Origin of the sequence: Nocardioides sp. NPDC006273 (assembly GCF_040613495.1) — a bacterium.
GTDB lineage: Bacteria > Actinomycetota > Actinomycetes > Propionibacteriales > Nocardioidaceae > Nocardioides.
Map to the genome: position 1 here is coordinate 44,420 of NZ_JBEXSD010000015.1, position 12,449 is coordinate 56,868.

Genomic DNA, 12,449 nt, shown 5'->3' on the forward strand with positions numbered 1-12,449 from the left:
GTACGCGTCCTACTCGACCGGAGGGCTGCAGATCGTCGCGTCGGCCTTGGCGTTGACGGTCTTGTCGCCGCCGGTGACGTCGGGGAACTTCTCGCCGGTGATGACCACGATGCCGGGGATGTCGGACTTGGTCTCGACGATCTTCGCGTCGCCGAGCCAGCTCGCGACGAGCGCGGCGGAGGGAGCGTCCTTGTCGGGCGCCCACACCTCGACGGTCTTCAGCTTGGTGCCGCGGGGAGCGTTGCCGGTCCGGCCCTTGATGAAGCCCGCATCGACGAGATCCGTCATCGCCCGGGTGGCGAGACCGGCTCGAGTGCTCGCGTTGAGCACGGTCACGACCACCTGCGACGGATAGACCTCGGAGCCCTTCTTCACCGGGGTGTCCACGCACGGCCCGACGTCGACCTTCTGCGGGAACGGTGCGGTCATCGACCTCCATCCCCAGGCACCGGCCAGCGCGACCGCAACCGCGAGGACGGCGAGGATGATGAAGGTACGAAGTCCCGTGAGGGCCGAATCGAGCATGCCGCCGAGCCTAACCGCTGGTGTGCCTCTAACCGAGGCTGTGCACGCGGGCGTGCAGCACGTTGCGCTGCTGGAGCGCCGCCCGGAGCGCCCGGTGGAGCCCGTCCTCGAGGTAGAGCTCGCCGTTCCACTCGACGACGTGGGCGAAGAGGTCGCCGAAGAACGTCGAGTCCTCGTTGAGCAGAGCCACCAGCTGGAGGGTGTCCTTGGTGGTCACCAGCTCGTCGAGGCGAACCGTCCGAGGAGGCAGCGCAGCCCACCCCTTGGTCGTCAGACCATGGTCAGGGTAGGGGCGAGAGTCGCCGACACGCTTGAAGATCACCCTCGTGACTGTATCGCCCCAAGAACAAATACCAACACATGACTCCGTGCCCGACAGGAGATCGCCGGCTGCGCGCCGCCCCGGGCCACTTCGTTCAGATCCGCGCCCGGCCGCGTTGTCGTCGGTCGACGGCCAACACCGGGCCGCCTCCCTCCTCCGCCTTGCCGGACACGCACTGGAACGGCGCTCGCTTCGGCGCCCTGCCGGGCACGAAGTCATAGAGTCACCCCATGACGGATGCTGCTGCACTCTCGGAAGCGGTCGGACCCGGCTATCGGTTCGAGGGCGCAGCCCTCGAGCTCGGGGTGCTGATGGCAGACGCCGAGACGTTGACGGAGACGCCGATCCGCGTCCCACTGGGGATGCTGAACAGGCACGGCCTGGTCGCGGGCGCGACGGGCACGGGGAAGACGAAGACCCTTCAGCTGCTTGCCGAGCAGCTCTCTGCGGCCGGGGTGCCGGTGTTCGCCGCAGACATCAAGGGCGATCTCTCCGGACTGGCCGCCCCAGGCGAGTCGAGCGAGAAGCTGTCAGCGCGGGCGGCGTCGGTCGGGCAGACCTGGCAGGCGCGCGGCTTCCCGGTCGAATACTTCGCCCTCGGCGGGGAGGGCACCGGCATCTCGGTCCGGGTGACGGTCGAGGCCTTCGGCCCGACGCTCCTGGCCAAGGTGCTGGGACTCAACGAGACCCAGGAGTCCTCGCTCGGGCTCGTCTTCCACTACGCCGAGAAGGCCGGGCTGAAGCTGATCGGGCTCGACGACCTGCGGGCGGTGCTGCAGTGGCTGGTCTCGGCCGAGGGCAAGGCCGATCTCAAGGACCTGGGCGGCCTCTCGTCCGCGACGACAGGGGTGATCCTGCGTACGCTCATCGCCTTCTCCGACCAGGGCGCGGACGAGTTCTTCGGGGAGCCGGCCTTCGCCGTCACCGACTTCATCCGCAACGACGGGGACGCCGGGGTCATCTCGCTGCTCGAGCTGCCCAACCTGCAGGATCGGCCGGCGATCTTCTCGACCTTCCTGATGTGGCTGCTCGCCGAGCTGTTCCGGGCGCTGCCTGAGGTCGGCGACATCGACAAGCCGAAGCTCGTCTTCTTCTTCGACGAGGCTCATCTGCTCTTCAACGACGCCTCCGACGCTTTCCTCGACCAGATCACCACCACGGTCCGGCTGATCCGCTCCAAAGGAGTCGGGGTCTTCTTCGTCACCCAGAAGCCAACCGATGTCCCCGACGACGTGCTCGGTCAGCTGGGGTCCAGGGTCCAGCACCAGCTGCGGGTCGCGACGCCCAACGACGCCAAGGCGCTCAAGGCGAGCGTCAACACCTACCCGACCTCGTCCTACGACGACCTCGGCGCCGTCATCCAGACGCTCGGGATCGGCGAGGCGATCGTGACCGTCATGAACGAGCGCGGCGCGCCGACGCCGGTCGCCTGGACGCGGCTGCGGGCGCCCGAGTCGCTGATGGCTCCGGTGGAGGCTGCCGCGATGGAAGCCGCCGTGGCGGGGTCGCCGTTGGCGGCGAAGTACACCGCTGCCGTCGAGGTCGAGTCTGCCGTCGATCAGCTCGAGGCGAAGAAGGAGGCCGCGGCGGCCACCGAAAAGGCCGAGGCGGCAGAGAAGGCAGCAGAGAAGGCGGAAGCGAAGGCGGCGAAGAAGAGCGCTCCGAAGAAGCCCTCGGGCTCGCGATCTCGCTCCCGCGGCGACGAATCGGTGGTCGAGACGGTGGTGAACTCCACAGCGTTCCGGCAGGCCGCGCGCACCGCCGCAAGAGAGCTCGTCAGGGGAATCTTCAAGCGGCGCTGATTCTGATTCGCTCGGGGACGGGCAGAATCCTTATCGTCTGCTCATGCCCGACCTTCTCCTCCGGAACGTACGCATCGTTCCGCTCTCACCCCGGGCGAACGCGCCCGCCGGGGTGGTTGACGTTCTCGTTGCCGACGGTGTCGTGTCGGCGGTCGGAGAAGGCCTGTCCAGACCGGACGGCGTCGAGGCGTACGACGCTGGCGGCCGCTGGCTCGTGCCGGGGCTGTGGGACGCCCACACCCACCTCAGCCAGTGGACGCTCCGGGCCAGCCGGCTGGACCTCTACGGCACCCGCTCGCCCGCCGAGGCGCTCGCGCGGGTGGCAGCGGCCGCGCGCGCTCTCGATCGGCAGGGGGAGCCGGGCGAGGCGATCGTCGGGATGGGCCATTCGGCAGGCACCTGGGACCGCTGGGGCACGGTCGCCGAGCTGGACTCGGCGACCGGTGGCGTACCCGCGATCCTGGTCAACCACGACTTCCACCACGCCTGGATGAACACCGCCGCACTCGATGCCGTGGAACTGCCGCATCGCGAGGGCATGGTGGAGGAGACGGAGTGGTTCGAGACCTATCCGCGGGTTGCGGAGCTCTTCGAGTCCAGCGGGAGCACTCCGGCGGCCTACCGTCGGATGCTGAGTCGCACCGCCGCGCTCGGGGTCGTCGGGATGACCGACTTCGAGGTCGGTGTCCGGCTCGAAGACTGGCGGTCGCGGTGGACCTCCGGCTGCGACCTGGTCCGGATCCGGGTCGCGACCTACGCCGATCAGCTCGATGAGGCGATCGCCGAGGGCCTGCGTGCCGGCGACCCGCTGCTCCCCGGCGAGGACCGGCTGACGATGGGGCCGTTGAAGATCATCAGCGACGGCTCGCTCGGCACGCGGACAGCGTGGTGCTGCGACCCGTACGCGGACGACCCGGACAGCTGCGGGGCGCCGAACCAGTCGCCGGACGAGCTGCGCGGACTTCTGGGGAAGGCCCACGCGGCCGGCCTCGAGGTGGCCACGCACGCCATCGGCGACCGGGCGGTGTCGGAGGCTCTGGTGGCGTACGCGGCGACGGGTGCCCGCGGGAGCATCGAGCATGCCCAGCTCGTACGCCGCGAGGACCTGCCGCTGATGGCTCGGCTCGGGATCACCGCGTCGGTGCAGCCGGCGCACATCCTCGACGATCGCGAGATGACCGAAGGCGTCTGGCCGGGGCGGGAGGATCGTTGCTTCGCGACCCGCTGGATGCTCGACGAGGGCGTGCGGGTGACGCTCGGCTCGGATGCTCCGGTCGCGCCGCTCGATCCGTGGCTGGCCATCTCCGCCGCCGTCGGCCGCTCACGTGACGGCAAGGAGCCGTGGCACCCGGAGCAGGCGCTGACCGCTCAGGAGGCCCTGGCGGCCTCGGTCGACGGCCAACCCACGGTCGCGCCCGGGTCTCGCGGGGACCTGGCCGTGCTCGACATCGATCCGCTCCGGGCCTCGGTCGGCGACCTGGCCGCGATCGCCCACGGCGGGGTCGTGCTGACCACGGTCGGCGGGCGGGTCGTCCACCGGAGCGTCTAGCCGACCCCAGAAGAGCGCGAAGGCCCGGCCGTCATCGGCCGGGCCTTACGCAAAGGATCTTCAGACGCCGGTCATGCGGACCAGCGCACCGAGTCGTCGACGAAGTCGGCGAACACGTGAACACCGCGCAGGTCCTGTCGCTCGTCCATGAGCTTGGTCAGGGCACTGGCGTGCCGGAACTTGAGGCTGTGCTGCTTCGTGGAGCTGTTCGCCTCAGGCTTTGTCGCGGTGAGTGTTTCCATCGAGGTCCCCCCTGCAACGGATAGATGGTCTACATCGTGGTTTGTCCTGCGCATCGAGCATCCCGCCCGCAAGTCGCCGGCAGGTTGTTTGAACGTTACAAGCCGGTTTCGGTAAAAGAAATGTCTGACGATGCCTGCACTGGTATCTGCCGAGCGATAGGGCCGAATCTCGCTAGACAAAGAGGGCGGAAGGTCATTCCACGGCTGATCTGAGCGTGTCGACGGCCTGGCGGGTCTGCTCGAGGAGCCGAAGCGCGGCGCTCGCGTCGGGCAGGTTCGGCTCCGGGGACCAGAGCTGGTCGGCGTCGCTGATCGGGGAGGCTCCGTCGATGATCGGGTCGAGGTCGGTCACCAGCGCGCCCTTCGACAGGTCGCCGGCCAGCGCCGAGCGGATCGCCTCGCCGTCGATCGGGCGCGCCGAGGCGATCAGCGTGGCGTTGCCGAACCTTGCGCCCGCGAGCGCGGAGCCCTGCACGATCATCGCGACATGCTCGAAGACCGTACGCAGCGTGGCGAGCTCACGGCGGGTGAAGAGCAGCTCGGGGCCGGCGACGGAGTTCAGCACCAGCCGACCCTCCTCGCGCAGCGCGCTCCGCGCCGCCGTCATGCACTCCAGCGAGGTGAAGGCCGGCGGGATCCGGTTGCCGACGAAGATGTCGATGACGATGGCGTCGTGCTCCGAGCCCGGGTGGGCCTCCAGCCACGAGCGCGCCTCAGCCGTCTCCATGGTGATCCCGGCGGGCAACGGGAACCGGGACCTGGTGAGCTCGACCAAGGCGGGTTCGAGCTCGACGACCGTCTGGGTGGTCGCGGGCCACCGGTGGGCGACGGCGCGGGGGAGCGCGAGCAGCGCGCCGCCCAGGACTGCGGTCGTACGAGGTGCCTGATCACCGAGCGCAGCCAGCATCCACCGGATCGAGGCGAGCTTCGGCGGCTGCGCGGGGTCTCCGAGGTGGGACTGCGCGACGCCGTCGATATCGATGGCCCAGCCGTCCGGCTTTCGTACGAGATCGGCGGTGCTGCCGTCCGAGAAGATGATGCGCTCACGGCTCCCGGTCGTGCCCGAGGGTGTTGACATACGTCGATCCTGCCAGACACCATCGCGCCCGGACCGGGACATTCCGGTAGCCTGCTGGCGTCGTTGATATGCGCGGCGTTACTCGGACATCGGGACTCGGACATCGGGCGTGAGGAGCTCTTGCGGTGGAGATATGGGAGGTCGCCGAAAATGACGACCGGATCGAGGGTCTCACCGCTGATGGCAAGCCGGATCCTGCGTACGCCGCCTCGCTCGGACTGAAGGATGCGCCGCTGGGCCGTCGCGCGATCGCGGCCGCCGTCGACATCGCCTGCTACCTGATCCTGCAGGTCCCCTACCTCGTCTTCACGTTCCCGCTGCTGCTGAAGCTGGCCCAGGGAAAGTTCGGCTTCGCCCGGTTCCTGAGCCACCCCGACTTCCTGCTGGCGGCCATCGCCGGCGGTACGACCATCCTGCTGACCCTGATCTTCGTCATCGTCCAGATCGTCATGCACGGCCGCCGTGGGGTCACGCTGGGAAAGTCCCTCGCCGGGATCCGCTCGATCAACGTCAAGACCCTCGAGCGACCGGGAGTCGGCCGGTCTTTCCTCCGGGCACTGGTCCTGTGGGGCTCCGGGATCATCCCGATCGCGCCGATCGTCTTCCTGGCCTCGCCTCTCTTCGACAAGGAGAAGCGGAGCCGCGGCTGGCACGACAAGGTCGCCGAGATGTGGATGGTCGACGTGCGCGAGGGTCTCGACCCCTACGACGAGAAGCGGATGCGCATCGCTCGGAAGACGGTCGCGGCTGCGCCCGTCGCGGAGCGGAAGTCGCTGCCCTCGCTCAGCACCCCCAACGCGCAGGATGCCGGCAGCTACCGTCCCTCGGGCCGGGTCAGTGCCGGCGTGCTCGGCGTCTCCCGCCCGAAGGCGAGGCCTGAGGAGCCCGGGGCCTCGCCCGGCGGGGCGCTCGCGACCCCGCAGTCGGGGCCGGTGGCACCGAAGCCGGTGGCGCCGGCGATCCCGCCCTCGCGCGCCGTGACGCCCAACCAGGGTCAAACGGTGCCGCCGCCTCCGACGCCGACTCCCAGCCCGGCTCCGACTCCCACGCCGGCTCCGCTCCCGCTCCCGACCCCGACTCCGGCGCCGAACCCCACCCCGAGTCCCACCCCGAATCCCATGCCGACCCCCGCCCCGGGCCAAACCCCTGCGCCTACGACCGGCGGCCAGCAGCTTCAGTGGCAGGCGCGCCCTCGGGGCATCATGCTCAAGGTCGACTCCGGTGAGCGGATCCCCGTGTCCGGCCTGGTGCTGGTCGGCCGTGACCCCGCCCTGACGGAGAACACGCTCGGGGCGCGTACGGTCTCGATCATCGACGTGTCGGTCTCGAAGACCCACCTGTCCCTGCGCCCCAGCGGCGACGGTGTCGAGGTCACCGACCGAGGCTCGACCAACGGCACCGTGGTGATCCACGAGGGCGCCACCCGGCGGCTGAACGCCTGGGAGCCGGTGCTCGCCCCGGTCGGCGCGATGATCCGCTTCGGCGACCGGTCCGCCCTGGTGCGTCGCGGGTGACCGCCACCGCCGCCGCACGATCGCGCGGCACGCTTTCTAGGCACGTTGACGAGGGGAACGAAGGATGAAGGTCAAGCTCACTCTGCATCGGCCTGGTGTAGCGCCTGCGGATGTGATCGTCACCGCCGACTCCACGGCGACGGCGGGCGACGTCGCTCGGCACATCGCCGACGCCGACCCGGCGCGCTCCGTGATCGCGGGTGAGCACGACGTCCTGACGCTGGCAGTCGCCCCGCCGACCGCCGATCGGATGGAGCCCCTCGAACCCGACGTACCCATCGGCGATGCGCCGATCGGGTCCGGCTTCGCGGCCGCGGTCGTCAACATGGGCCCGGACAACGAGATCACCGGTTCGCGCCGCAAGAGCGTCGGTGTACTGCGCGCGATCGACGGTCCGGTGCGGGGGCAGGCGTTCCCGCTGACCACCGGTCACGCCTCGATCGGCCGTGGCCCCGAGAACGAGATCGTGCTCGCCGACCCGATGGTCTCCAAGCGCCACGCCCGCATCGAGGTGGACCGCTCGGTCGAGCTGGTCGACCTCAACTCGGCCAACGGCGTCGTCGTCGACGGCACCCAGGTCTCCCGCGTACGTCTGGCGCCGGACACCCCCGTCGTCATCGGCGGCACCACGCTGGTCATGCAGCTCTCGGCAGACTTCCTCTCCGCCGTCGAGGACCCGGTGCTGGAGCGCGGTGGTGGCCTGCTCTTCAACCGCAGCCCGCGGGTCGACGTCCGCTATCCCGGCACCGAGCACCCGCCGCCGTGGATGCCGACCGAGATGCAGAAGAAGCTGTTCCCGTGGTTCGTGCTGATCGCGCCGATCATCATGGCGCTCTCGATCTACGCGATGACCGGCCGCGCCCGGGCGCTGCTGCTGGTCATCATGACGCCGATGATGGCGATCGGAAACTACCTCAACCAGCACCGCCAGGCCGGCGCGAAGCAGGACCACGAGATCCAGCTCTTCGAGCGGCAGTTCGAGAAGCTGGAAGAGGTCTTCTACCGCAGCAAGCCCGAGGAGGAGCTCGCCCGCAACGAGGAGGTCCCGCCGGTCGCGGAGGTCTTCGAGCAGGCGATGCAGCTCGGCCCGCGGCTGTGGACCCGGCGTCCGGAGCACTGGAACTTCCTGGCCGTACGCCTCGGCACCACGCGCGCCCTGTCCCGCAACTCGATCGCCGAGCGCGACACCCAGAACGGTCTGCCCGACTACATCGAGCGCATCGACCGTCTGAAGGAGCGCTACAAGTACGTCGACGACGTGCCGCTGCTGGAGTCGCTTCCCGCGGTGGGCTCCGTGGGTGTCGCCGGTCCGGCTGGTCCGGCGGCCGACGCGATGCGCGGCATCGCGGTGCAGCTCTTCGGCCTGCACGCTCCCAACGAGGTCGTCAGCGTCGCCTTCGCCGACCCCGACTGGGTCGAGGAGTTCGAGTGGCTCAAGTGGCTGCCGCACACCACCTCCGAGACCAACCGCTTCAAGGACATGCCGCTGGCCGACTCCGCGCCGACGGCGAACGCCCTGCTCAGCGCGCTGGAGGAATACATCATGCGCGCCGGACGGACCGCAGAGCACCGCGGCCCGTTCCCGGAGAAGTGGAACCCGATGCAGTACGGCACCGACGTCGCTCGGGCCGGCGAGGAGACCAACGCACGGGTCCAGGTCTCGATCATCGTCTTCGTCACCAACGACGCACCCGTGGACCGGGCCCGCCTGGTCCAGGTCCTCGAGCGGGGTGCCGATGTCGGCGTACATGCCGTGTTCCTCTCCTCGACCGTCGAGGCGCTGCCGGCGGTGTGCCGCAGCTATCTCGACGTCAGCGACGGTCTGGAGCGCGCCACCGTCGGACTGGTCCGCAACGGCGACCTCTTCCAGGGCGTCACCGTCGAGGGTGTCTCCAACGCCTACATGGAGATGTTCGCCAAGCGGCTCGCGCCGGTCGTGGACGCAAGCACCGTCGTCCACGACTCCTCCGACCTGCCGAACTCGGTCGGTTTCCTCTCCCTGGTCGGCAACGAGGTCGCCGAGGACCCGCACTCCATCATCGAGCGCTGGCGGCAGAACAACTCGATCATCGACCGCTCCGACCGGCCGCGGCCGCGGCTGAAGAAGGCGGGGAACCTGCGCGCCATCATCGGCCAGGGTGCCTCGGACGCGATGACGCTGGACCTGCGTACGCAGGGCCCGCACGCCCTCGTCGGCGGCACCACCGGTGCCGGTAAGTCCGAGTTTCTGCAGGCATGGGTGCTCGGCATCGCCTCGGCCCACTCGCCGGACCGGGTGACGTTCCTCTTCGTCGACTACAAGGGCGGCTCGGCCTTCGCCGACTGCATCGACCTGCCGCACTGTGTCGGTCTGGTGACCGACCTGAGCCCTCACCTCGTACGCCGTGCGCTGACCAGCCTCAAGGCCGAGCTGCACCATCGCGAGCACCTCTTCAACCGGAAGAAGGCGAAGGACCTTCTCGAGCTAGAGAAGCGGCAGGACCCGGAGTGCCCGCCCGCGTTGGTGCTGGTGATCGACGAGTTCGCCGCTCTGGCCGGCGAGGTGCCGGAGTTCGTCGACGGCGTCGTCGACATCGCGCAGCGAGGCCGTTCGCTCGGCATCCACCTGATCATGGCGACGCAGCGTCCGGCCGGTGTCATCAAGGACAACCTGCGGGCCAACACCAACCTTCGTGTCGCGCTGCGTATGGCCGACGAGACCGACTCCAAGGATGTCGTCGACGACCCGATCGCCGGGACCTTCCCGCCGTCCCTGCCGGGCCGCGGCATCGCGAAGACCGGGCCGGGTCGGCTGACCCCGTTCCAGTCGGCGTATGCGGGCGGTTGGACGCGCGACGACGAGGTGGTCACCGCCGACGTGAAGGTCGCCGAGCTCAAGTTCGGTTCGATCACCGAGTGGGAGCCGGAGCGTCCGCCGGAGAGCGACTCGCACGACGAGGACCTTGGCCCCAACGACCAGAAGCGGATCGTGGCCACCCTGATCAAGGCATCCGCCAGCGCCGGGCTGATGACCCCGCGGCGTCCATGGCTCGATGACCTGGCGACCGTGGTCGACATGCGCGACCTCCCGTTGGAGGGTGACGGCCAGATCCTGTTGGGGCTCGCCGACATCCCGGAGCGGCAGCAGCAGAACGCGATCTACTTCGCTCCCGACCGCGACGGCTCGCTGCTCATCTTCGGCTCCTCGGGGTCGGGTAAGTCGACGATGCTGAAGACGATCGCGACCGCCGCCGGCGCCCGACCGGAGCTCGGCAGGGTCCAGGTCTACGGTCTCGACTTCGCCTCCGGGGCGCTCGGCGCGATCCAGCGTCTTCCGCACGTCGGCTCGATCATCGACGGCGACGACGCCGAGCGTCTGCAGCGTCTGATGCGCACCCTCGAGCGGGAGATGGACCGCCGCTCCGAGCTCTTCTCCAAGGCTTCGGCCGCCAACCTCACTGAGTACCGCGAGATCGCGGACCCGTCGATGTCGCGCATCCTGCTCCTGATCGACAACTATCCGGAGTTCAAGAAGGAGTGGGAGATCGCCGCCGGCCGCGCGCCGTTCTACCAGTCCTTCATGCGGGTCCTCGGCGAGGGCCGCCCGCTCGGCGTCCACGCGGTGATCACCGCCGACCGCAGCGGCTCGGTGCCGACCGCGGTCTTCGCCAACATCCCGCGCCGCGTCGTCATGCGACTCTCCGACCCGAGCCAGTACGTCCTGGTCGGAGCTCCCAAGGACGTGCTCAACGAGCAGTCGGCGCCCGGCCGTGCCGTCGTCGACAAGGCCGAGGTGCAGCTCGCCGTCCTGGGCGGCACGACCAACGTCGCCGAGCAGACCAAGGCTCTCGACGAGCTCGTCGCCCAGCTGCGTGCTCAGGGTGCTCCCGAGGTCGGCGAGATCGGCGCCCTGCCCACGAAGGTCTCCAGCCGGTCCCTTCCCGCGCAGGTCGACGGCCAGCCCGTCTTCGGCATCGCCGACGACACCCTGGCGCCTCGCGGCTTCGAGCCGATCGGTTCGTTCATCGTCACCGGCCCGCCGCAGTCCGGCAAGACCAACGTACTCAAGGCGCTCGTGGAGTCCATGGAGCGCTTCGACCCCGAGGTGAAGCTGTTCCACCTCGGCAGCCGTCGCGCCATGCTCGGCGACTTCCGGCCCTGGGTGCGCAGCGCCACCCGCCCCGACGACGAGAAGACGCTCGTCACCGAGCTCGCCGAGATCGTCGCCGACGAGTCCTTCCCCGGTCGCATCATGATCGTCGCCGAGGACATGACTCATCTGGCGGACGGTCCCGCCGACCGCCCGATGCGGGCCCTGCTGCAGGCGATCAACAACTCCGACCACCTCTTCGTCGGCGACGCCGACGTCACCCGCGCCGGCGGCGGCTCGGGTGTCATGGGTGAGTGGAAGGCCGCCCGCCAGGGAATCGTGCTCAAACCGGACACCTACGACGGCGACACGCTGTTCAAGGTTCCGTTCGGAAAGCTCAAGCGCACCGACTTCCCAGCGGGTCGTGGAATCTTCGTCCAGGCCGGTCGGACAGTGACCATGCAGATGCCTCTGGCGAGCGACAACGAGAACGACGTATGAACGAGGCAACGAATCCGTTTTTACCCTTCACAGGGAAGAAGAGAGTGGCCTACGGTTGCCACCGGCGCGTCCGCTGACGGGGCGTCTTGAAATGAAAACTGCGGGAAAGGGAATGATCGATGAGTGACTTCGGGGCAACATACGACGAGATGACCGGCACCGCCGACAAGCTCGACCAGGGCAAGGACACGATCGAGTCCGCGCTGGACGAGTGCCAGGGTTACGTCGACGAGCTCGTTCAGGACGGGTTCAAGACGGAGAAGGCGTCGGGCAAGTTCCAGGACGGCTACTCGGAGATGACCACGGGTCTGAAGGACGCCATCGCTGGTGTCGAGGACATGGCTCAGGCTCTGCGTGACATGGCCACCGCGATCCAGGACCTGGACTCGCAGCTCGCCGGCGGCTGATCCGCCGGGTTCTATGGTGGGGCGCAGGCGATCACGTCTGCGCCCTGCCATAGAAACGGATTTCGTACCAGCCCACTGTTTCGTCTAGGGAGAAGCAGACCTTTCGTATGGACTTTTACATCGACCTCGCTCAGCTCAACACCGTCAAGGACGAGCTCGGCAAGATCACCAAAGAGTTCGAGGACGCAGAGAACAACGCGGACGACCTCGAAGATGCCATCGGCGACCCTTATGGGCGCAACGAGCTCCGCGAGGCCGCGGAAGATTTCGAGGACCGGTGGAATCACAAGCGCGACGAGCTCAAGGACAGCCTCAACGACGTTCTCGAGCACATCAAGGGCGTGATCGAGAACGTTGAGAAGTGGGACACCGACACCGCGATCCAGCTGTCCGTCCCAGAGGTAAAGGCCGAGAAGGCCGGGGCCTAGGCCGGCTGAGCG

10 protein-coding genes are annotated in these 12,449 nt (G+C 68.7%); 6 read left to right on the plus strand and 4 right to left on the minus strand.

Annotated elements, in window-relative coordinates:
• Positions 1-9 precede the first annotated feature (9 nt).
• Both ABZZ22_RS09095 and ABZZ22_RS09100 read right to left on the minus strand, forming a co-directional pair.
• Positions 10-525 (minus strand): LytR C-terminal domain-containing protein, encoded by a 516-nt coding sequence (locus ABZZ22_RS09095; RefSeq protein WP_354929580.1) that lies wholly within the window; start codon positions 523-525, stop codon positions 10-12.
• A gap of 28 nt (positions 526-553) precedes the next feature.
• Positions 554-847, minus strand: coding sequence for a type II toxin-antitoxin system VapB family antitoxin (locus ABZZ22_RS09100; RefSeq protein WP_045551249.1), 294 nt, complete (start codon positions 845-847; stop codon positions 554-556).
• 230 nt (positions 848-1,077) lie between these two features.
• Here ABZZ22_RS09100 and ABZZ22_RS09105 point away from each other — a divergent pair, with 230 nt between their 5' ends.
• Positions 1,078-2,649, plus strand: a complete 1,572-nt coding sequence (locus ABZZ22_RS09105) for a helicase HerA-like domain-containing protein (protein WP_354929584.1) — start codon at positions 1,078-1,080, stop codon at positions 2,647-2,649.
• A gap of 43 nt (positions 2,650-2,692) precedes the next feature.
• Positions 2,693-4,198, plus strand: coding sequence for an amidohydrolase family protein (locus ABZZ22_RS09110; RefSeq protein ID WP_354929587.1), 1,506 nt, complete (start codon positions 2,693-2,695; stop codon positions 4,196-4,198).
• A 71-nt stretch (positions 4,199-4,269) separates the two neighbouring features.
• On the opposite strand, the gene ABZZ22_RS09115 is transcribed toward ABZZ22_RS09110, so the two are convergent.
• Positions 4,270-4,440 carry a hypothetical protein gene (locus ABZZ22_RS09115; protein WP_292651278.1) on the minus strand — a complete coding sequence of 57 codons (171 nt, stop codon included), beginning with the start codon at positions 4,438-4,440 and terminating at the stop codon, positions 4,270-4,272.
• Positions 4,441-4,633: 193 nt separating this feature from the next.
• Complete coding sequence (locus ABZZ22_RS09120; protein WP_354929590.1) at positions 4,634-5,518, minus strand: fused MFS/spermidine synthase; 885 nt, start codon at positions 5,516-5,518, stop codon at positions 4,634-4,636.
• 125 nt (positions 5,519-5,643) lie between these two features.
• On the opposite strand from ABZZ22_RS09120, the gene ABZZ22_RS09125 reads away from it, so the two are divergent.
• From ABZZ22_RS09125 to ABZZ22_RS09140, 4 genes are all read left to right on the plus strand, one after another.
• Complete coding sequence (locus ABZZ22_RS09125; protein WP_354929593.1) at positions 5,644-7,032, plus strand: RDD family protein; 1,389 nt, start codon at positions 5,644-5,646, stop codon at positions 7,030-7,032.
• Between the two features lie 64 nt (positions 7,033-7,096).
• Entirely contained in the window at positions 7,097-11,602 is a 4,506-nt protein-coding gene (locus ABZZ22_RS09130) for an FtsK/SpoIIIE domain-containing protein (protein ID WP_354929596.1), read from the plus strand.
• A gap of 119 nt (positions 11,603-11,721) precedes the next feature.
• The gene (locus ABZZ22_RS09135) at positions 11,722-12,009 is read left to right on the plus strand and encodes a WXG100 family type VII secretion target (RefSeq protein WP_141791345.1); all 288 of its coding nucleotides are present in this window, start codon (positions 11,722-11,724) and stop codon (positions 12,007-12,009) included.
• Positions 12,010-12,116: 107 nt separating this feature from the next.
• Complete coding sequence (locus ABZZ22_RS09140) at positions 12,117-12,437, plus strand: flagellar protein FlgN (RefSeq protein ID WP_354929599.1); 321 nt, start codon at positions 12,117-12,119, stop codon at positions 12,435-12,437.
• Positions 12,438-12,449 lie beyond the last annotated feature (12 nt).

Coding starts and splice junctions, on each gene's coding strand:
- ABZZ22_RS09095 (WP_354929580.1), bottom strand. CDS start 525: ATGCTCGATTCGGCCCTCACGGGACTTCGTACCTTCATCATCCTCGCC.
- ABZZ22_RS09105 (WP_354929584.1), top strand. CDS start 1,078: ATGACGGATGCTGCTGCACTCTCGGAAGCGGTCGGACCCGGCTATCGG.
- ABZZ22_RS09110 (WP_354929587.1), top strand. CDS start 2,693: ATGCCCGACCTTCTCCTCCGGAACGTACGCATCGTTCCGCTCTCACCC.
- ABZZ22_RS09115 (WP_292651278.1), bottom strand. CDS start 4,440: ATGGAAACACTCACCGCGACAAAGCCTGAGGCGAACAGCTCCACGAAG.
- ABZZ22_RS09120 (WP_354929590.1), bottom strand. CDS start 5,518: ATGTCAACACCCTCGGGCACGACCGGGAGCCGTGAGCGCATCATCTTC.
- ABZZ22_RS09130 (WP_354929596.1), top strand. CDS start 7,097: ATGAAGGTCAAGCTCACTCTGCATCGGCCTGGTGTAGCGCCTGCGGAT.
- ABZZ22_RS09135 (WP_141791345.1), top strand. CDS start 11,722: ATGAGTGACTTCGGGGCAACATACGACGAGATGACCGGCACCGCCGAC.
- ABZZ22_RS09140 (WP_354929599.1), top strand. CDS start 12,117: ATGGACTTTTACATCGACCTCGCTCAGCTCAACACCGTCAAGGACGAG.